This window comes from Halomonas elongata DSM 2581 (assembly GCF_000196875.2).
GTDB classification, from domain to species: domain Bacteria; phylum Pseudomonadota; class Gammaproteobacteria; order Pseudomonadales; family Halomonadaceae; genus Halomonas; species Halomonas elongata.
This window is the reverse complement of the sequence record NC_014532.2, coordinates 172,178-192,602: the sequence shown is the minus strand read 5'-3', so window position 1 is coordinate 192,602 and position 20,425 is coordinate 172,178. Positions and strand designations below refer to the sequence as shown.

Below are 20,425 nucleotides of genomic sequence, written 5' to 3'. Positions count from 1 at the left end.
AGCAGGTCACGGGGCCATTACCACCAGACATCCATCTGTACGCCGACGGTCAGCCCATCGTTGTCATCGATGTCAATCGCGCCACCGGCATCGCCGGCCGAGATTGCAGCGCTGCCTCCATCTTCCTGAAGGGGATCGCCATCCCAGTTGGCATAGGTAGCAAAGAGTCGAATGACCGGTCGCGCATAACCGCCTACACCCGCCGCCCATTGCTGGGCCAGTGTGAACTTGGTGAGGCTCCGGCTACCGATCCCGTCATCGGCCTCGGGGTCGATGTAGTCATGACCGAGTTCCAGGGCGGTACTCATGTTTTCCGTCCAGTAGTAGGTAGGGCGAATACCGGCGGAAATCCAGGTACGTCCCGAGTCGTCATCAAAGCTCTGATCTTCATAGACGGCGGCATACATCAGATCCAGCTTGTCCGGCGACAGCCACACATTGCCGTGATTGATGACACGCCACATATCGCCACCCGGCGCATCTCGATGCGTCGTGCTTCCCGCCATGCGTCCCTTGGTATCACCGGCATTGATGATGCCGTCAGTGGCGTATTGGAGTGCCAGCTTATTGGTTCCGCCAAACCAGTTTTTCTGGGTATGCTGGATGGTGAACATATGCCCTTTTTCGGCTTGGCTTCCGTCGTAGTAATCTTCCTGCTCTTCGGTAAGCTGAGCGCGGCCATAGTCGTAACCCAGGACCAGGGACCCATCGGGATTGGTCGGAATATCCGACCAACGGATATCCAGGGTATCGTTGGAGATCCGGTTGTTGGCATCGGGATATGCCCTGTCAGCCTCGTTCGTGGCACGTAGCCAGGCCAGGCTCAGCTTGCCGGTACCGACATCGATATTTTCAATACCAGCACCGGGACCGGACACATCCCAGTAGAAGAAGTCATTGATGTGGATGTCATGGCGCCGATAGAACCGCTTGCCAGCCCATAGCGTGGCACCTGGCAAGGCTTCAATGATGTTGTCGGCCTGAACGTTCATCTGACGCACCGACACCTTGGTCTCGTCGCTTTCACTTCCTTCATAGTCATTCAACTGATCAGTCGAATAACCGATCATGCTCTGGAAGTAGAATTTCTTGTCTTCTTTCTCGTAAAGCGTGGCTCCCAGCCCTAATTCAGCGTAGGTATCGCACTCGTTACCGAGACGATACTTGGCCGAGGCCCCATTGGCCTTGAAGCAGGCCTGATCGCCACCACCGACCGTGTTTCCGACACCTGACCGAGCATAGCCGGTAAAATCCACATTGGATGCCAGGCCTTCCGCCATCGTCAGTGTCGAAGCGGCACATCCCGCACCGAACAATAAAGCGCGCATGAAATAGCGGCTAGCGTGATGATAGCTTCCCATCACTTCCTCCTGAAAAAATCGTCATTTGTACTTGTTTGAAGAATTAGTAATTTTTCTAAACTAAGTTTTCGAATTATTGTTCACTTATAGATGAGCTCCTTCTATCGCATGGTGAATGGATTCGAAGTATCAGGACGCCAGTACCCGACCGGAACAATGGCAGCGACAACGGTCGGCAGCCTGCCTACCATGGCCCGGTTCCGGATCGACAACCGAGCCTGGCCACCTCTCGGTCATCATCACGGCTCGCCCCCATGTTCAGGAATCAGGCAATGGCCCTGGCGTTTTCGACGACATCGTCAGGCAGTCGCATCCCCTGCTGATCGAAGGGATGCAGCAGCTCGTGGCGAGGCGTCAGCTCGAGGATGTCGCCACTGCGTGTATCGACATCGCCAGGCAAGCGCACCGTCAAGGCGCCGACCTCTTCACTATCGACATAGGCAAAGGCGTCGGAACCGAGCTTCTCGACCACTCGGACACGGCCCCGCCACTCACCGCGATCATGGCCGACCTCGATATGCTCCGGACGAATGCCCAGAGTCGTTGCTCCATAAGCCTCGGCAACAGCACCCGTGATCAGGTTCATCTTCGGCGAGCCGATGAAGCCGGCCACGAACAAGGTCTCGGGCCGCTGGTAGAGTTCCATTGGTGCCCCGACCTGCTCGATTTTCCCTGCATTGAGAACGACGATGCGATCGGCCAGGGTCATGGCTTCGATCTGATCATGGGTGACATACACCATGGTGGCGTCGAGGCGTTGGTGCAGCTCGGCAAGCTCGACGCGCATACGGTTACGCAGGGCCGCATCGAGGTTGGAGAGCGGTTCATCGAACAGGAACACGCCGGGATTGCGTACGATGGCGCGGCCAATGGCCACACGCTGCCGCTGTCCACCCGACAGCTCTGCCGGCTTGCGTTCGAGCAGGTCTTCCAGGTTGAGAAGCTTGGCCGCTTCGTCGACTTTTGCCTGGCGTTCCTGTGCGGGGACCTTGGCCAGGCGCATTCCGAAATCGATATTGCGGGCCACCGTCATGTGTGGATATAGCGCATAGGACTGGAAGACCATGGCGATATCACGATCACTGGGTTCAGCAGTGGTCACGTCATGCCCACCGATGCTGATCGCACCACGCGTCACGGTTTCCAGCCCGGCGATCATGCGCAACAAGGTCGACTTGCCGCAGCCGGATGGCCCCACCAGCACGGTGAAAGAGCCATCCTCGATCTCCAGGTCGAGATTGGAAATTACCGTGGTCTTGCCACGAAAGGTCTTTTCGATTTCGACCAGTGCTACTTCAGCCATGGGAGCGTCTCGTCTTTGCGTCTATTTGTGATTATCCGGTGCGTGCCATTCAGCGGTTTTCACGGCAGTAGCGAAATCCAGAGAAATCCGCCGGAATACCGCGACCGCTGATGTCATGGGCCGCCATGCCCAGGAAGTTGCCAGTGAAATAGCCATGGGCACGGCCGCTTCCCTCGTCGGAGAGCAGGCTGGCATCGAGCACCGGGCCGACCGGCTGCCAGGCAGCGTCGCCCTGGGCGTAGCGGAACTGCAGCTCAGCCTCGCGGATGTCGAGACCCAGGCGCACCGGTAGCGCAGGATCGAGCGCCACGTCATCGCTATCGACGATCTCCAGGGTTCCGCTCGGCCATGCATCACGGCAGCTCATCACGCTGAGCACCTTGTCGCCGCCATCCCCTCGGGTCACCGCCAGGTAATGGAACTTGAAACGGTTGTAGTAGGCGATCAGGCCAGCGAACTGTTGCAGGTCCTCCGGCTCGAACTCCAGCGTGGTTTCGGCGCTGCAGTGAATGCTGTCCTGGCGGCGCGCCACCAGGGCCTGCTCGAACCAGGAGCCCACCGACTCGCGCCCGAACAAGCGCAGGTAACCGGGGCGTTCGCTCAACGAAAACAGCCGCTCGGGCTGAGGCGTGCGTAACCACTGAAAGGCCTCGGGCAAGGCGCCGGATGTAAAGTCATGGACCTCCTCGGCGGCCGGTGCCAGCTGCTCGACCCCAGGCATCGACACCTCCAGAGCCGGCGTATTGCCGCCGTGAGCCAGTCGCAGCCAGCCATCGGCGCCCCACTCGACCTTCTGGAGCGACGTCTCGCGCCCCCTCGGCGAACGACGCGTGCCGGGCAGTGGCCGTCCACACAGGTGCACCATCCAGGTCTCGCCACTTGGCGTGTCGACCAGATCCGCGTGGCCGGCCCGCTGCAACGGATTGTCCGAGTCCTGGCGCGAGGTCAACACCGGGTTGTCAGGGTGCACTTCATAGGGGCCGGCAATCTCCCTCGAGCGAGCCATGGTCACGGCATGCTCGTAGCCGGTGCCGCCCTCGGCCACCAGCAGGTGGTACCAGCCATCGCGACGATAGAGGTGCGGCCCCTCGGTGAGTTTCATCGGGGTGCCGGCGAAGATATTGCAGATAGGGCCCACGAGTCGTTGCTGCTCGACGTCATACTCCTGGAGCAGGATGCCGCCGAAGCGGTCGCCCCCCTCACGCTGGCGATAATCCCACTGCAGGTTGAGCAGCCACTTGCGGCCGTCCTCGTCGTGAAACAGCGAGGGGTCGAAGCCGCTGGAATTCAGATAGACCGGATCACTCCAGGGCCCTTCGATGGTGGGTGCGGTGACCAGATAATTGTGGCCATCCTTGAAGTTGCCCTCGTAGCGTTTCATGTCGGTGTAGATCAGCCAGAACAAGCCATCGGCGTAGCTCAGGCACGGTGCCCAGATTCCGCAGGAGTCGGGGTTGCCACGCATGTCGAGCTGGCTGGTTCGTTCGAGTGGCCGACTGGCCAATTCCCAGTTGGCCAGGTCACGCGAGTGATGAATCTGTACGCCCGGATACCACTCGAAGGTGGAAGTGGCGATGTAGTAATCCCCGCCAACCCGACAGATGGAGGGATCCGGGTTGAAGCCGGGCAGAATCGGATTGCGAACCTTGTCTTTCATTATCGGTATCCCTTATCCCTTGACGGAACCACCGGTGAGGCCGGCGACGATGTATTTCTGAGCCGCGAGGAAAAAGATCACGGCCGGCATGATCGTCAGGCTCACGAAAGCCAGAATCATGTTCCACTGGGTCAGGTACTCGCCCTGGAACTGCATCATGCCGAGCGACCAGGTATAGAGAGAACGATCATTGAGCACCACCAGCGGCAGCAGGAAGTTGTTCCAGCTCTGAACGAAGACGAACACTCCCACGGTGGCCAGAATCGGCGTCGACAATGGCAGGGTGAAAGACCAGAAAAAACGCAGGTAGCTGCAGCCATCCACGTAGGCCGCCTCGAACAGTTCACGGGGTAGCTGATCGAAGAATGCCTTGAACAGCAGGATCGCCAACGACAACCCGAAAGCTGTCTGCGGCAGGATGACAGCCCAGTAACTGTCGAGCAGTCCCAGGTCACGCACCTTGATGAACAGTGGCAGGATCGCCGCCGCGAAGGGAAACATCAGCCCCAGCAGCAGGTAGGAAAGGATCATTTTCGAGCCGAGGAAGCGAATCTGCGCAAACACATAGGCGGCCGCCGCCCCCACGACCAGCGTCAGCAGCACCGTCATCGAGGAAATGAAGAAAGAGTTGCCCAGATAGCGCCAGAAACTTCCATCGAGCAAGATGCTGATGTAATGCTCAGGATTCCAGTTATCCGGCAACCAGAGTGGATTGGTTCGCAGCTCGGCGTTGGTCTTGAAACCACCGAAGAAAGAAGCCAGCAATGGGCCGACAACCAGGCCGGCCACCAGGATCAGCAGAATCACGCGCAGGGTATTGCGCGTCGTCGTCGCCCGATTCATGCCTGCCCCTCCTTGTTGCCGGTAGTACGCTGATAGAAGAAGGCAATACCGATGGCCAGCACGAACAACACCACGGCGGCGGCGCTACCGAAGCCGATATTCAGCCGCGACAGACCGAAGGTATAGAGATAGGTCACGATGGTGTGAGTTGTATTCGAGGGCCCGCCGTTGGTCAGCGGAATGATGATGTCGAAGATTTGCAGCGAACCGATGATGGCGAAGAAGCCGCTCACCACCAGGGCGTGCTTGATCATCGGAATCTGCACGTGGCGAGCTATCTGGCGCGGCTTGGCCCCTTCCAGCTTGGCCGCCTCGATCAGATCCTCGGGGACGCTCTGTAGCGCGGCGATGTAGATCATCATGTGAAAGCCGAAATACTTCCAGACGATGACCGTCATGATCGCCGGAAAGGCCCATTGCCGGTCGGCCAGCACATAGACGGATTCCTGATCCAACGACTGGAGAATCGACGCGGTAATGCCATAGTCGCCGTCGAAGACGAAGCTCCAGATAAGGCCGGCCGCCACTTCGGCCAGGATATAGGGCAGAAAGAACACCAGCCGGAACAAGGTATTGGTCGGTGTCTTGCGGTATACCAGCAGCGCCAGGCCCAGGGCGAGCGGCATCTGGATGACCAGAGAGACGATTATCAGCTTGGCGGTATTCCACAACGCCGTATGGAACACGGAATGATCGAGCAGCCGCTGGTAGTTCTGGGTACCGACGAAGTCGGAAGGCGATCCATAGCCGTTCCACGAGAAGCCGCTGTAAAAGGCCGCATCGATCAGCGGCAAAATGACGAACAAAGAGAAGAGAATCAATGCCGGTGGCAGCAGTATAAGAACGGCCGAGAGCTTGCCGCTGACCACATTCTTCTTGATGCGATCCGCCGTGCCCCGTTTACGCACGGCGGGGGGATTTATCGTTGTCATGCTGAACATCCATCCCGAAGCGGGGGTAGCGAAGGGGAATTGCGTGCCGATGACTTGTCACCGGTCACGCGAACAAGCTTCGATTACCGGAACTGCCAGGCCTCGGCGACCCGATCGACCGCCTCCTCCGGCGTGATCACTCCCTGGGCCAGATCGGTACTGATATTGTTGACGGTCGCGCCAACGGAGGTCCCCAGCGCCTGGTCGAGAAATACCTGGTGAAACGTCGAGTCTGCGAGAATTTCAGCCACCTTGCGGGCATAAGGTGTTGCGAGCGCTTCTTCAGAACCTTTGGCCACCGGCACGAAAATGCCGCGCTTCGCCGCCTTGCGCTGATTTTCCTCATTGAGCAGAAAACGCAGGAAGTCGACCGCTTCGTCAGAGGCCCCCTCGGTAACGGCAAAGCCATTCATGCCACCGAAGCTATGGTCATTCCCGGCGCCTCCCTCGACATCCGGAAAACGGATGAACTCCAGATCCTCATCCGGCACGCCCTCGCCGCTCATCGAGCGTTCCTTCGAGGGGATATAGTCCCAGTCCCCCATCAGGTGCAGGGCCGCTTCACCGTCTCCGAACATGGCACTGGCGCGCTCGTAGGTGGTCGACATGAAGCCCGATTGGAAGGGTTCGAGTTCTGCGAACTCCTGGAGCATTTCGCCGGCACGGATGAAACTCTCATTGGTAAAGCCACCATCGTCACCGGCCTTGGCAGCCTCGATGCCGTCACCACCCACCAGACGGGTCGCCAGGTAACCCCAGTAGAAATGCATCGGCCAACCGTCCTTGGCACCGACCACCGCTGGCGTGATGCCCTGCTCACGCAGTGCCACCACGGCCGACTCGAGGTCCTGCCAGGTCTCTATCTCATCAATGTCGACACCCGCCTGCTCGGTCAGGGCGGTGTTGACCCAGAAGCCCACCACCGTGGCGTAGAGAGGCGCGCCATAAATACGCCCATCCAGGGTAAAGGTGCTCACCGCCGACTCCGGATAGAGTTCCTTCCAGCCGTCCTTCATGGGTTCGGTCAGATCACGCACGAAGCCGGCTTCCACCTTGTCACGCAGCCCCTCGCCGCCCCAGCTATAGAAGATATCGGGGCGCTGTTCGGACTGTAATAACGTCGGCAGGCGCGTCTTGTAGGCCTCGTTGGCGATGTAGTCGAACTCGACGTTGACCTCCGGGTGCTGGGCTTCGTACTCGGCCACGACCTCGTCGTAGTACTGCTTCTCGGCATCACTCACCTCGACCCGCAGCACCTGGACCGTGGTATCGGCGGCGGCGGCGATGGAGCCCAGTGCCGAAACAGCGGCGATTGCCGCCACCAGACAACGGCGACGGGAATGTCCTCCTGTGAACTGACGCAATGCATTCATGACGTTCTCCTTTGTTGTGTTATCGGAGTATTGGTACATGGGAGATCAGCCCCAGCCCCCATCGACGGCGAGCTCCTGGCCGGAAATCGCCTGGCTGTCGGTACTGGCCAGAAACAGCACGGCCGGTGCGACATGATGGGCTTCCAGCCGGAATTTCAAGGATTGACGCTCCTGGATCGAGGCCTCTTCTTCGGGACCGATCCACTTCTCCAGTTGCCGTTCGGTGATGATTGAGCCGGGCACCAGGGTATTGACGCGAATATCGTGAGGACCCAGATCGCGAGCCAGGCTGCGAGTCAGGCCGTGTACCGCCGCCTTGGCGGTCATGTAGCAGGAGAGATCCCCCAGCGCCATGCGCACGCTGATCGAGCCGAAATTGATGACCGAGCCGCCACCCGCCTCGATCATCTGCCGGGCCGCCGCTTGAGCAGCGAAAAACATCGGCCGCAAGTTGAGCGACATTCGCTCATCCCAGTACTCGACATCGATGTCGTCCCAGGAATGCCGGTCATCGTTGGCGGCATTGTTCACCAATGTCCGGATCGCTCCCAACGTCTGGCCTACCTCGGCGATGACCGACTGCAAGGCCGCAACGTCGCGGATATCACAGTGGTAATAGTGCGGCGCCCTACCGGTTTCCGCCTTCAACTCCTCGACCAGCGCCTGGCTGGCGGCATCATCGATATCGACAAAGGCAACCACAGCGCCTTGGCCATGAAAGGCTCGGGTCAGTCCCGCACCAATGCCACTGCCGCCGCCGGTGATGAACACCACTCGCTGCTCCAGGCTGGGGTAACGCCCCGCGTCCTCACTCATCTTCGCTCCACTTAGTTTTATCTATTTACTAACTAGGCAGAATGGTCACCTGCCACTCGAGACTCAATGAGACTTTGGTAGACGTGCAGCAAGACCCGGCCAAACCCGATACAATCGATAGCCGACACATCATTCGGCAACGGCGTTGCTGTATCGACTGACGGGGACATTCGTTCACCTTGATTACCAAGGCCATTCGTCGAGTTCGAGCTTGAAGCCCCATGGCACTGGCCACAGAGGAACCAGGGCGACTCACGCAACGCCGGCAAACCATGGAAAGCGCCCATGCCCACCAGTTTTCAGCCTCACCGGTCAGGCGATCTCCACTTCCTCAAACGGCTCAATCGCAGCGCCATTCTGGAGCTGGTTCGCCGCTCTCCCGGCCTGACGCGTGCCGACATCGCGACCCAGGCCCAATTGACGAAGGCGACGGTGGGTAGCGGCGTGCAGTCACTGCTCAAGCAGGGGTGGCTACGCGAGGGGGAACTGCAGAAGAGCAGCGGGGGACGCCCCGGCCGCGCCCTGCATCTCGATGAGCAACGCTTTGCGATCCTCGGCGCCGAAGTCGGCGTACACGGCCTTCGCCTGGTGGCCTGCACGCTCTCGGGACGGATACTGGCCAGTCACCACGAGCGGTTGTCGCCTTCGTCGCCCGAGGTGACGGCTGAGTTGCTCGCCGGCCTGCTGAAAACACTGCAGCAATCCCCGGCACTCGACGGCTACCACCTCCTCGGTCTCGGCGTCGCCCTGCCCGGCCCCGTCGCGCCCAACGCGCCCTTGCTGCGCGTGGCACCGAACCTGGGATGGAAAGACATCCGCTTTCTCGATCTGCTGCGCTCCCACCTGCCTCAGCTGGAAGGCGCCTGGTTGATGGACAATGAGGCCAAGTCGGCGGCCTTCGGGGAGTTCTATTTCCGGACTGGCCAGGTGCCCGATTCCCTGATTTACGTCAGCGCCGGCACCGGCATCGGCAGCGGCATGATCGAGGGCAACCAGCCGCTGCTCTCCCGAGGCTTCCAAGGACTGGCCGGGGAAATCGGTCATACCGTCCTGCAGCCCGGCGGCCTCTACTGTCACTGCGGCAATCGCGGCTGCGCAGAGACGCTGGTCAGCGGCTGGTCGATCCGCGCCGCCCTGGGTGTCGCCGAGGACGAGGATCTTCTCGAGGCCCTGCGGCCGCGGCTGCACGAAGAAGCCGTCCAGCTCACGCTGCGACGTGCAGGCGAGGCACTGGGAACCCTGTTGCTCAACCTCCACCATACCCAGAACCCTTCCGAGCTTGTGCTGGGGGGATCGCTGGTCCAGTTGGGCCCCTCCTTCCTCGATCCGGCCCTGTCATATTTCAAGACCCACCAGAACCGGCTCCTGGGCTCCTCCCAGCAAGTCCCTCTCCGCGTGATCGACGACTCCACCTTCATCGCCGCCCGCGGTGCTGCCGCCCAGGTGCTCGCCCACGTCATCCATGGTCCCAGCGATCTCATCTGAGGAGCCGACATCCACGAAAGTCTCACTCGCCGAGCCAGTAAACGGCTTGAACTTTCCCGCCCCGCCATTCAGCATCGTAAAGAGATTAAACTAACAAGCGTCATATCATGGCCAGCGAGGTAACTCCGTGAGCGTCTCTTCCTATCTCCCCGATGATGACCAACAGGCCCTGCTCGTCGGCCGGGCCTGGCGTGACGACGCACGAGGCCCCGTCCTGGTGGTCGTCCGCCACGGCCAGGTCTTCGATATCTCCGAGCACTGTGCCTGCATGGCCGACCTGCTCGACCGCGACGATGCGGCGGCGTTCGTGTCCGGGGTCGAGGGCGAGCTCCTTGGCTCGGCCGAGGAGTTGTTCGACAACTCCCGCCACGCATCGCCACGGGCGCCCTACCTGCTCGCCCCTTGCGACGTCCAGGCCATCAAGGCCTGTGGCGTGACTTTCGCCGTCAGCCTGCTGGAGCGCGTGATCGAGGAACAGGCCAGCGGCGATCCCGCCCGGGCCAGCGAGCTGCGTAGCGAGTTGCAGGCGCTGATCGGCGGCGATCTCTCCCGGATCGTGCCCGGCTCGGAGGAGGCCATGGCACTCAAGACGGAGTTGCAGGCCCGCGGTGCCTGGTCGCAGTACATGGAGGTGGGCATCGGTCACGACGCCGAGGTGTTCACCAAGTCCCAGCCCTTGTCAGCGGTCGGCTTCGGCAGCCGGGTCGGCCTGCACCCGGCATCCCGGTGGAACAATCCCGAGCCGGAAATCGTGCTGGTGGTCGACGCCCGGGGCACCGCGAAGGGCGCCACCCTCGGCAACGACGTCAACTTGCGTGACATCGAGGGACGCAGCGCCCTGCTGCTGGGCAAGGCCAAGGACAACAATGCCTCCTGCGCCATCGGCCCGTTCATTCGCCTGTTCGATGACGCCTTTACGCTCGATACCGTGCGACAGGCCCGTGTCTCGCTGCACATCGAGGGCCAGGATGATGATTTCGAACTCCACGACAGCAGCGACATGCGCCAGATCAGTCGCGACCCGCTGGAGCTGGTCCAGCAGACCATCGGCGCTCACCACCAGTATCCAGACGGCTTCATGCTGTTCCTCGGCACCATGTTTTCGCCGATTCAGGACCGCGACGGCGCAGGCCAGGGGTTCACTCACCACATCGGGGACAGCGTCACCATCGCCACGCCCTCGCTGGGCGCCCTGGTCAACTACGTCGATCGCTCGGACCGGCTACCGCCCTGGACCTTTGGTATCCGCCAATGGCAGGCCTATATGAAAAAATAGCACCAATGCATGGACGAGCAGCAAACAAAGCCACCCGGCAAGACACCGAAGGTCAGTCTTGCACCCAATAAGTTGCAGCGAGGAACTCATGCTTGGCGAGACCTCGCTCGATGAGGGCCGCACGGGCGGACTGGGCTTCTGTCTTTTCCGCTGCGAAGAATACATGACGCTCGCGCTGGGGCAGCTCGAGAGCGGCAAGTGCTTCGAGAGGGCTCTCCCCATTCGACCGTAGCGCCCAGCGCAGAGTCACTCCCTCTGGATGCGCCAGACCCTGAATGTCCCCCTCATCGGGCACGACAATGACAGCCTCGCCTTGCATTGTCTGCGGGGCAGAAGCCAGCATCCTGGCAATGACAGGCAAGGCCGTTTCATCACCCACGAGAGCCTGCCACTCGGCTGTCTTTTGCCCTGTACCGCCGCCGGGGCCCATCAGCGCGACCTCATCGCCAGGACTCACCTGCTCGGTCCACCCGGTCACACGGCCTCCGGCATGAAGGAAGACGTCAAAACTCAGCCGTGCAGCCTCTCCATCACAGACAATTTCCCGAGTCGTGTAAACCGGCCGATGCCATGCCGACGCCCCGCCGGGCCATTGAGTGACGCCGTTTTCATCCGTCTCGGGCCAGCCCATGCCATCGGGACCAAAGAGCAAGCGGAAATGCAGCCCTCCATCCGCGAAACGCGCCAAATCCTGCCCCTCGATCGTGACCCGCCTGTAGGAGGGGGAAAGGCGCTCGATGTCGGCGACTCGTGCGATGGACTGGTTCGCTGGTTGCCGGCCGGCACTTCCCCCCTCCCAGACCGGGTTCAGGTCATGCGCCGAGAGTTGGCCAGTGAGAAGATCGCGCAGCATCTGCAGGTTTCCCGCATCCTCTGACGCAACCCGAACAGACGTGCCGGCCCCTTCCGAAGCGACGCGAATCTCGCCATATTCGAGGGTCACCCGAAGTGTTCCTGCCACCTCGGTCACGGGCAGCTCCCAGGTAGTCGCCGCCTCCCGAATGAGAGGTAGCACCTGCTCGGCGGAAAAGGAGAGATACGCCGCTGTACGTTTCATGCCTGTGTCACTCCTTCGCAAGAAAGGCTTCGCTCACGTTTGCACGTGCCATGCCGACCTGGTGGCACCATCCGTTCGATCAGCACCTCTTCAGGGGGCCGATTGCGTAGATTCTTCCCTTCGCCATGGCGACGAGCACCTCGGCATAGCGTGCGCCCAGGCAACGGTCGCCACTCGGGCAAACATGATTGAAATAATAAATGATCATGATTATCGTTGTCATTAGTATTTTCTTCGCTTACGTCCTAGAGATCGCCTCGAAGCTTGGCAACAGAACATCTTGAGCTGCGCCGGCCAGGGGACATTCACCTTGGGGAACTTCTGCATGACGGATAGCAAGAGCACAGTCGGACGCAACGCCACTCGGTTACGGTGGTCGCGGTCCACTATCACCCTGCTGTGCGGCACGACACTGGTTGTTCCCTTGAGCGTGAACGCGCAAGAGGCCAGCACCGTTGATGACGATGGGCAGGAGACGTATCGACTCGCCCCCATTATCGTCAATGCACAGGCAATAGCGGACGACAATGCGAACACGACGGTAGCCCGGGAGCTCTGGATGGGTGGCAAGGTCGCGACCAGCATCCACGACACGCCTGCCTCAGTGTCGGTCATCACCGAAAAGGAAATCGAGCAGCGGGACGCCGATAACACCGAGGAAGTCCTGCAATATACGCCCGGCGTTCTCACCGGCTACTGGGGTACCGACAACCGCAACGATTACTACAAGATTCGCGGCTTCGACGCCACGACCTACCGCGACGGGATGACACTCGGCTCGATGCGCGGCGTTCGTGAGGAACCCTATGCCTACGAACGCGTCGAGGTGCTGCGTGGCGCCAACTCCACCCTGTTCGGCCCGGCGGACCCCGGTGGCTCGATCAATTTCGTGAGCAAACGGCCAAAATTCGAACGCTTTGGCGAAGGCTACCTGGGCTATGGCTCCTTCGATCACAGAGAAGCCGGTATCGATGTGGGCAACACACTGAACGCCGACAGGACGCTGGCCTATCGCTTTACCGGCAAAGTTCAGGACAGCGACCGCGAATACGATTACTCCAAGAACGACAAGCAGTTCTTCATGGGCGGCCTGACCTGGGAACCGACGGCATACACCACCGCGACTGTCATCTTCGACTATCTAAAGCGTGATAACACGCCCAATAGCGGCGGCTATCCGTTCGACAAGGAATATGACCGCAGCAACTTCTTTGGCGAGCCGGATTACAACTTTCACGATGTCGAGCGTAGCAGTATTACCGGGATGCTCACCCATGATTTCGATAACGGGCTGACCTTGCGCGGCAACCTGCGCTACAGCGACCTGACCGACGACTACGGTTACGTCTATATCACCGACTCTGTGGGACGAACCGGCACGATGGTCGACCGTGGCTATATTGGAAGAGATAGAGAAGCTCAGGAAGTGATCGGCAACGCCATCCTGCAATACGACACCAGCGTTGGCCCAGTCGACAGCAGTACGCTGGGCGGGATCGAGTACAGTGATTCCTCCAGCAAAACCACGTCCGTTTACGCGCCGGGAGCTCCGATCGATGTCTCGAACCCCGCATATCAAGGTGCCCCGAGCAGCCTTACCCCCTATAGCGCCAATGACCAGGACAACAGGACTCGGTCGGTTTTCCTGACGCAGAACCTGTCCTTCTATGACCATGTCATCGTCACCGTGGGCGTTCGCAATGACTCGATGGATCTCTCCAGCAAGGACATAACGGGAACCACTGCCTCCGACGACATCTCGGAGACCTCGTACCGGGGCGCACTGACCTACAAAATCACCGACGAGGTTTCCACCTATTACAGCTATGTGGAATCGATCGCGCCTCCGACCATTGGCGTCAGACCCGAGCGCGGCAAGCAGCATGAGCTTGGCATGAAATATGCGCCCCTCGGTATGGACGCACTGTTCTCGGCTGCCGTTTATGAGCTGAACAAGGACAACGTGAGCATCGCGGTGGTACAGGGTGACGGTACCATCGAGCAGGAAACCATCGGCGAATCCCGTGTGCGCGGCTTCGACCTGGAAGCCAAGGCCGAATTGACCGACAACCTGAGCCTGACCGGTGGCTATTCCTATATGGACCAGGAAGTGATCCGCGGCACACTCCAGGATGGAACGTCAATCGAAGGGAACAAGTTTGCCACTGCGCCGAAACAGACGGCGTCGCTGTGGACGCATTATAGCCTGCCGGACACGGGAGCGAGCTTCGGTCTTGGTGCCCGCTATGTCGATTCCTATGACTTTGATGCCGCCAACACCTCCAAGAGCGAGTCGGCAACGCTCTTCGATGCATCCTTTGGCTACCAGTTCACCAGGAATGCCGATCTTGCCATCAATGTCAGCAACCTGCTCGACAAGCAGTACGTGGTCAATTCCGGCACGGCAAACTTCTATAATACGGGCCGCGAAATCAAGGCCAAAGTGAGCTACCGCTGGTGATGTAATCCCGCCAAAGCGCACAATGCCAGTCAGCTAACGCTGACTGGCATGACACTCAAGAAGCGCGATGACTCTTGCCGGGAGGGAAGCCGACGCTTCTCGCAGTCGAGGAATAACCGCGACGCTGCTGGTGGGCTGGAGCGACCGCCGAACCCTGGACGGGCCATCTTCATTGATCCGTTCTGGATGATCAGGCAGTCAACCGGCGCACCGCCAGTTCCACGCCACGCAGCTCCGCCAACCCCTTGAGACGCCCGTAGAGCGGATAGCCCGGCGCCGTGTCGCGCTGCTGGTCGTCGAGGATATGGTGACCGTGATCAGGGCGCAGCGGCAGGCGCGGGCCGCCATCCCGCTCGCGTCGCCGCTCTTCGTCGACCAGCGCCTGGACGACCCCGACCATGTCCAGGTCCCCGCCGAGATGATGCGCTTCGTGGAAGGTCCTGGGTTCCACCGCGTCGCGTTGCGTCGCGCGCAGATGGGCGAAGTGGATCGACGGCCCGAAGCGACGGGCCATTTCCACCAGGTCGAGATCGGCGCGAACGCCATAGGAGCCGGTGCACAGGGTCAGGCCGTTGGCCGGGCTCGGCACGCGCTCGAGCAGCCACTGGATGTCCGCCGGGCCGGAGACGACCCGCGGCAAACCGAGCATCGGACGCGGCGGATCGTCGGGATGGATGGCCAGGCGCACACCCGTTTCCTCGGCGACCGGAACGATCGCCTCGAGAAAGTAGCCGAGGTGCTCGCGGAGGGCGTCGGCATCGATCGCGGCATAGCCGGCGATCACTTCGCGGAAGCGTGCCAGGGTGTAGTGTTCCTCGGCACCGGGCAGCCCGGCGATGACGGTCTTCACCAGCCGCTCGCGGGCGGCTTCATCGAGGCCGTCGAGATAGGCCCGGGCCTCGGCCCGTTCGGCGTCGCTGTATTCATCCTCGGCACCCGGGCGCGCCAGCAGATAGAGGTCGAAGGCGGCGAAGGCAAGCTGATCGAAGCGCAGCGCCAGCCCGCCATCCGGCAGGCGCCAGGCCAGGTCGGTGCGCGTCCAGTCGAGCACCGGCATGAAGTTGTAGCAGACCACATCGATGCCACAGGCCGCCAGATTGCGCAGCGTTTGCTGGTAGGCGGCGATATACCGCTCGCGCTCCGGCAGGCCCTTCTTGATCGACTCGTGCACCGGCACGCTCTCCACCACCGACCAGCGCAGGCCGGCCGCCTCGATCATCCGCTGGCGTTCGGCAATGGCCTCGACCGGCCAGGTCTCGCCATTGGGGATCTCGTGCAGGGCGGTGACGATGCCGGTGGCCCCGGTCTGGCGAATCTCGTCGAGCGTGATGGGGTCGGCGGGGCCGAACCAGCGCCAGGTGTGTTCCATGCAAGGTCCTCTCGGTCAGGCCCGCGCGAGGGCGGCCAGCGCCCCGGCGAGCCCCTGTTGCGTCAGGGTGGTGTAGGCAGCCATGACGGCCTCGGCGAAACGCGGCTCGGCCGCAAGCCCGGGCGGGAAAACATCCTCCACGGCCAGGAAGGCCGGCACCAGGGCCGCGACATCGTCGCCATGACGCGCATGCAGGTCCGCCAGTCGTTCAGCCAGGGGATCGTCCACGGCGTGGGAGCGGCCGGCAAGATCGGCCCCGGCCGTATAGCGGATCCAGGCGGCCACGCCGAGGTCGGTACAGGATATGTCACCGCCGACCGCCAGCCGCGCCTGGGCACCGTGCAGCCAGCGCTGGGGCAATTTCTGGGAACCGTCCATGGCGATCTGCTGCAGGCGATGGCGCAGACTGTCGTTGGCGAAGCGCTCGAGCAGTTGCTCGGCATAAGCCTCAAGATCCGTATCCTCGGGCATTGCCAGGGTGGGCGCGGCCTCGTCGAGCATGTAGCGGCGCAGCAGGACCACCAGGTCGTCCCGGCTCACGGCCTCGGCCACCGTCTCGATGCCATCCAGGGCGCCCAGGTAGGCGAGCAGCGAGTGGCTGCCGTTGAGCATGCGCAGCTTCATGGTCTCGAAGGGCGCCACGTCGGCGACCATCTCCACACCGTCCGCCTCCCAGGCCGGCCGTCCCTGGGGAAAGTCGTCCTCGACCACCCACTGGCTGAAGGCCTCGCCGACCACGGCGTTGGGGTCCTCGATGCCCAGCTCGGCCAGGCGGGCGAAGTCTGTCCCGGTCATCGCCGGCACGATGCGATCGACCATGCTGCACGGAAAGGCCACCTCGCGCTCGATCCAGGCCGCCAGTTCGGCATCGCGACGCGCGGCCAGCTGGATCACGGCGGCGCGGGTGCGCTTGCCGTTGTCGGGCATGTTGTCGCAACTCAGCACCGTGAACGGCGGCAAGCCGGCATGGCGGCGCCGGTACAGGGCCTCGACCAGCAGCCCCGGCGCGGTGCGTGGCGCCTCAGGGGCGGCGATGTCGGCGGCAATCAGCGGGTCGTCGACGAGCAGTTCGCCGCTGGCCGGACTCAGGAAATAGCCCTTCTCGGTCACCGTCAGGGTGACCAGGCGCGTCTCGGGCGAGGCCAGCCGCACGAGCAGGGCCTCGAGATCGCGCCCCCAGTGCCCGTCACGACCGGCGCTCTTGTCCTGCCCCGTGAAGTGCGTCTCCTCGATCACGCCGATTTCGCGGGCGGTGACGCGCTCGCTGTCGGCGTACTCGGCCACGTGATAGCGATGGCCCGCCTCGCGCAGGGCATCCACCAGCGCCACATTGGCCCGCAGGTTGGCGCTGCTCACGCCCCAGGCATCGTCACCGCTGCGCTGGCGATAGCGCTCCAGGTAGACTGCCTGATGGGCGCGGTGAAAGGCGCCCAGCCCCAGGTGGACGATACCGATCCGGCCGCTGCCGGTACTCGCCGGCAGCCGTGTGACGTCTTGCATCAGGATCTCCTTGTCGGTCGGAATCGCCGCCTCATTGGCCGAGTATCAGGTCGGGCAGCCACAGCGAGATGGACGGCACATAGGCCACCAGCAGCAGCACCATCAGGTTGCAGAACAGGAACGGCAGGATGGCCCGGGCCACGGTCAGCATGGGCAGCTTGCCGATCCCCGAGACCACGAACAGGCACACGCCCACCGGCGGGGTGGTCAGGCCGATCATCAGGTTGAGCACTGCCATGACGGCGAAGTGCACCGGGTCCATGCCCACCCCGGTGGCCACGCCGAGCAGAGCCGGGAAAAGGATGATCAGCGCCGCGATGGTCTCCATGAAGGTGCCGACGAACAGCAGGATCAGGTTGAGAATCAGGATCACCACCAGAGGATTCTCGCTGATCGTCAGGATCAGGCCAGCGATCATCTGGGGAATCTGCTCGCTGGTCAGGATCCAGCCGAAGAGATTGGCCAGTCCCACCATCAGCAGCAGTGCCGCGGAAGTGAAGACGGTATCGGTGAGGATAGCCGGCAGCTTGCGCCAGGTGAGGCCCTTGTAGACATACATGCCGACCACCAGCGCATAGAGGCTGGCGACGATGGAGGCCTCGGTGGGCGTGAAGAAACCGCCGATGATGCCGTAGAGGATGATGGCGGTCATCAGCAGCGCCCAGAAGGCGGTCCTGGCCTCGCGCAACAGCTGCAGGAAGGGTACGCGGGCCTCCTTGGGATAGCCGCGCCGCACGGCGAGGATGTACACCGTGACCATCATCGCCAACCCCAGCAGCAGGCCGGGAATGGCGCCGGCCAGGAACATGCGACCCACCGAGACCCCGGAGAGCGAGCCGGCGATGATCATCGGCACGCTGGGCGGAATGATCGGCCCGACGGTGGAAGAGGCAGCGGTGACCGCCGCGGCGAACGGCTTGTCGTAGCCGGACCGGGCCATGCCGGGGATCATGACCGAGCCGATGCTGGCCGAGTCCGCCACGGCGGTTCCGGAGATGCCGCCGAAGATCATCGAGCCGCCGACGTTGGCCAGGCCCAGCCCACCGCGGATATGGCCGAGCAGGGCGTTGGAGAAGCGCACGATGTTCTCGGTGATGTTGCCGACGTTCATCAGGTTGCCGGCCAGCACGAAGCCGGGAATGCACAGCAGCACGAAGGTATCGATGCCCGCATACAGGCGCTGCGGCACGACGGTCAGCGAGATGCCTTCCAGCAGCAGATAGGCCAGCGAGGCGATGCCCAACGAGAAAGCGATGGGCATGCCGATCAGCAGCAGGACCAGGAAGGTGCTGAACAGGATGATGACTTCCATCACGGCGTCTCCGCGTCGGGGCGCTCAGGCGAGCGAAAGATGGCAACGAGGCCCTCCAGGAAGCCGATGGCGCCGTAGACCAGCAACAACGCGAACATCACCACCGTGGAGAAGAAGATGTAGAGCATGGGCACCTTCAGGGTCGGGGACGTCTGCCAGGCGCCGTTCATGGCGTATTGCCAGGCATGGGGCAGCACCATCCAGGCGAAGCCGACAACCAGCAGGCAGATCAGCACCTGAAAGACCGCCCTGGCGCGGAGCCCCAGCGTATGGTGGAAGAGCTCCACGCTGACGTTGCGATGCTGACGCAGCACCACGCCCACCGACAGGGCCACCATGTAGATGAACAGGTAGCGCGACAGCTCCTCGGTCCAGGAGACGCTGAACGGCAGGAAGAGACGCGCCGCGATCTGCAACAGCACCGTGCCGGCGATAGCCACCAGCGCCAGGACGGCCAGCACGGTGAACAGGGTGTCGACCCACCCGATCAACCTCCCCAGGGCGCCCTGAAAGGTGGGAACCGAGGCGAGTGGGTCCAACTGCTCGAGCGCCTCCTGCTCGGCCACCTTGTGGTTGGGGTCCATACATCCTCCTCATGATGCCTGGGCGGCACCCATCGGCGAGCGGGCGAGCCCAAGCGGGCTCACCCGGAATCGGCATCACAGATCCTGGATAGCCTCGTACAGCTCACGCTGCTCGTCGCTGAGCGACTCCAGCACGGCCGGGCGGGCCTTCTCGGCGAACGCCTCGGTGTCGACCTCGACGAACTCCATGCCACGCTCTTCCAGGCTTTCGCGCAGACGCTTCTGGTCCGTCTCGAACAGCCCGGCCTCGTAGGACTGCATCTCCTGGGCGGCGTCGCGGACCACCTGTTGCAGGTCCTCCGGCAGGCTTGCCAGCTTGTTCTTGCCGATCACCACATAGATCCAGCTGCGTACGTGACCGGTGAGGTTCACGTAATCCTGCACTTCATCGAAGCTGGCACTCTCGATCAGGCTAAGCGGGTTCTCCTGACCCTCGATGGTGTTCTGCTGCAGGGAGGTGAAGACCTCGCTGAAGGCCATCGGGGTCGGCCGCGCGCCCAGCGCCTCCCAGGTATCGACGAACAGCGGCACATTGGGCACACGCAGGCGCAGGCCATCCAGCTCGTCGGGCGAAGTGATCGGCCGGTTGCTGGTCAACTGGCGCGGTCCCCGTTCGAACCAGGCCAGCGGCACCAGGTTGGCACGCTCGGTGATCTGGGCCTCGATCTGGTCTCCGATCTCGCCTTCCACGGCCTTCTTCAGGTGAGCGGAATCGCGGAAGGCATAGGGCACGGCCATCATCGCCGCCTTGGGCGCCCAGTTCTGCAGGCTCTCGCCGGTGATGGTCATGTCGGCGGTACCCAGCTGGATGCTGTTGATGACATCCATCTCGGCGCCGAGCTGCTCATTGGGAAACAGCTGGACTTCGATCTGCCCGTCGGAATTGGCCTCGACCTCTTCCTTGAACTTGACGGCGGCCTGATGCCAGATGTGCTCCTCGTTGGCCAGGTGGCCGAACTTCAGCGTGTAGTCAGCGGCAAGGCTGGCCTGGCTGCCGAGGATGGCGGCCCCCAGAACGGCGCTGGTCAAAAGTCGTTTGATCATGGCGTTGTCTCCTGGCACTTGCGGTTGTGTTTTGTTGGTCGGTGTGCGGATT

16 protein-coding genes are annotated in these 20,425 nt (G+C 62.0%); 3 read left to right on the top strand and 13 right to left on the bottom strand.

Annotated elements, in window-relative coordinates; genetic code table 11:
* Positions 1 to 17: 17 nt before the first annotated feature.
* The 7 genes from lamB to HELO_RS00805 form a co-directional block, all read right to left on the bottom strand.
* Positions 18 to 1,361, bottom strand: coding sequence for a maltoporin (lamB, locus tag HELO_RS00835; RefSeq protein WP_013330921.1), 1,344 nt, complete (start codon positions 1,359 to 1,361; stop codon positions 18 to 20).
* A 265-nt stretch (positions 1,362 to 1,626) separates the two neighbouring features.
* Positions 1,627 to 2,664 carry an ABC transporter ATP-binding protein gene (locus HELO_RS00830; RefSeq protein WP_013330920.1) on the bottom strand — a complete coding sequence of 346 codons (1,038 nt, stop codon included), beginning with the start codon at positions 2,662 to 2,664 and terminating at the stop codon, positions 1,627 to 1,629.
* A gap of 49 nt (positions 2,665 to 2,713) precedes the next feature.
* Positions 2,714 to 4,321, bottom strand: coding sequence for a glycoside hydrolase family 43 protein (locus HELO_RS00825; protein ID WP_013330919.1), 1,608 nt, complete (start codon positions 4,319 to 4,321; stop codon positions 2,714 to 2,716).
* Between the two features lie 12 nt (positions 4,322 to 4,333).
* A complete protein-coding gene (locus HELO_RS00820; protein WP_013330918.1) occupies positions 4,334 to 5,164 on the bottom strand; it encodes a carbohydrate ABC transporter permease in 831 nt (276 codons plus the stop codon).
* A complete protein-coding gene (locus HELO_RS00815) occupies positions 5,161 to 6,096 on the bottom strand; it encodes a carbohydrate ABC transporter permease (RefSeq protein WP_013330917.1) in 936 nt (311 codons plus the stop codon). Before HELO_RS00815 ends, HELO_RS00820 begins: the two co-directional genes overlap by 4 nt.
* Positions 6,097 to 6,179: 83 nt before the next feature.
* On the bottom strand, positions 6,180 to 7,469 hold the full coding sequence (locus HELO_RS00810; RefSeq protein ID WP_013330916.1) for an ABC transporter substrate-binding protein: 1,290 nt from the start codon (positions 7,467 to 7,469) through the stop codon (positions 6,180 to 6,182).
* A gap of 45 nt (positions 7,470 to 7,514) precedes the next feature.
* The gene (locus tag HELO_RS00805) at positions 7,515 to 8,285 is read right to left on the bottom strand and encodes an SDR family NAD(P)-dependent oxidoreductase (RefSeq protein WP_013330915.1); all 771 of its coding nucleotides are present in this window, start codon (positions 8,283 to 8,285) and stop codon (positions 7,515 to 7,517) included.
* A 285-nt stretch (positions 8,286 to 8,570) separates the two neighbouring features.
* On the opposite strand from HELO_RS00805, the gene HELO_RS00800 reads away from it, so the two are divergent.
* Entirely contained in the window at positions 8,571 to 9,770 is a 1,200-nt protein-coding gene (locus tag HELO_RS00800; protein WP_013330914.1) for an ROK family transcriptional regulator, read from the top strand.
* Between the two features lie 127 nt (positions 9,771 to 9,897).
* Positions 9,898 to 11,046 (top strand): fumarylacetoacetate hydrolase family protein, encoded by a 1,149-nt coding sequence (locus HELO_RS00795; protein WP_013330913.1) that lies wholly within the window; start codon positions 9,898 to 9,900, stop codon positions 11,044 to 11,046.
* A gap of 52 nt (positions 11,047 to 11,098) precedes the next feature.
* Here the strand turns inward: HELO_RS00795 and HELO_RS00790 are convergent, their stop codons facing one another.
* Positions 11,099 to 12,103: a siderophore-interacting protein gene (locus HELO_RS00790; RefSeq protein WP_013330912.1), complete on the bottom strand. Its 1,005-nt coding sequence runs from the start codon at positions 12,101 to 12,103 to the stop codon at positions 11,099 to 11,101.
* Between the two features lie 325 nt (positions 12,104 to 12,428).
* Here HELO_RS00790 and HELO_RS00785 point away from each other — a divergent pair, with 325 nt between their 5' ends.
* Positions 12,429 to 14,564 (top strand): TonB-dependent siderophore receptor, encoded by a 2,136-nt coding sequence (locus HELO_RS00785; protein ID WP_013330911.1) that lies wholly within the window; start codon positions 12,429 to 12,431, stop codon positions 14,562 to 14,564.
* Between the two features lie 190 nt (positions 14,565 to 14,754).
* On the opposite strand, the gene uxuA is transcribed toward HELO_RS00785, so the two are convergent.
* The 5 genes from uxuA to HELO_RS00760 all read right to left on the bottom strand — a co-directional run bounded on the left by uxuA (position 14,755) and on the right by HELO_RS00760 (position 20,373).
* A complete protein-coding gene (gene uxuA / locus HELO_RS00780) occupies positions 14,755 to 15,933 on the bottom strand; it encodes a mannonate dehydratase (protein ID WP_013330910.1) in 1,179 nt (392 codons plus the stop codon).
* Between the two features lie 15 nt (positions 15,934 to 15,948).
* A complete protein-coding gene (locus tag HELO_RS00775; protein ID WP_013330909.1) occupies positions 15,949 to 17,433 on the bottom strand; it encodes a mannitol dehydrogenase family protein in 1,485 nt (494 codons plus the stop codon).
* 31 nt (positions 17,434 to 17,464) lie between these two features.
* The gene (locus tag HELO_RS00770; protein ID WP_013330908.1) at positions 17,465 to 18,745 is read right to left on the bottom strand and encodes a TRAP transporter large permease; all 1,281 of its coding nucleotides are present in this window, start codon (positions 18,743 to 18,745) and stop codon (positions 17,465 to 17,467) included.
* The gene (locus HELO_RS00765) at positions 18,745 to 19,329 is read right to left on the bottom strand and encodes a TRAP transporter small permease (protein WP_013330907.1); all 585 of its coding nucleotides are present in this window, start codon (positions 19,327 to 19,329) and stop codon (positions 18,745 to 18,747) included. The genes HELO_RS00770 and HELO_RS00765 overlap by 1 nt, the downstream gene beginning before the upstream one ends.
* 75 nt (positions 19,330 to 19,404) lie before the next feature.
* Positions 19,405 to 20,373, bottom strand: a complete 969-nt coding sequence (locus HELO_RS00760; protein WP_013330906.1) for a TRAP transporter substrate-binding protein — start codon at positions 20,371 to 20,373, stop codon at positions 19,405 to 19,407.
* Positions 20,374 to 20,425 lie beyond the last annotated feature (52 nt).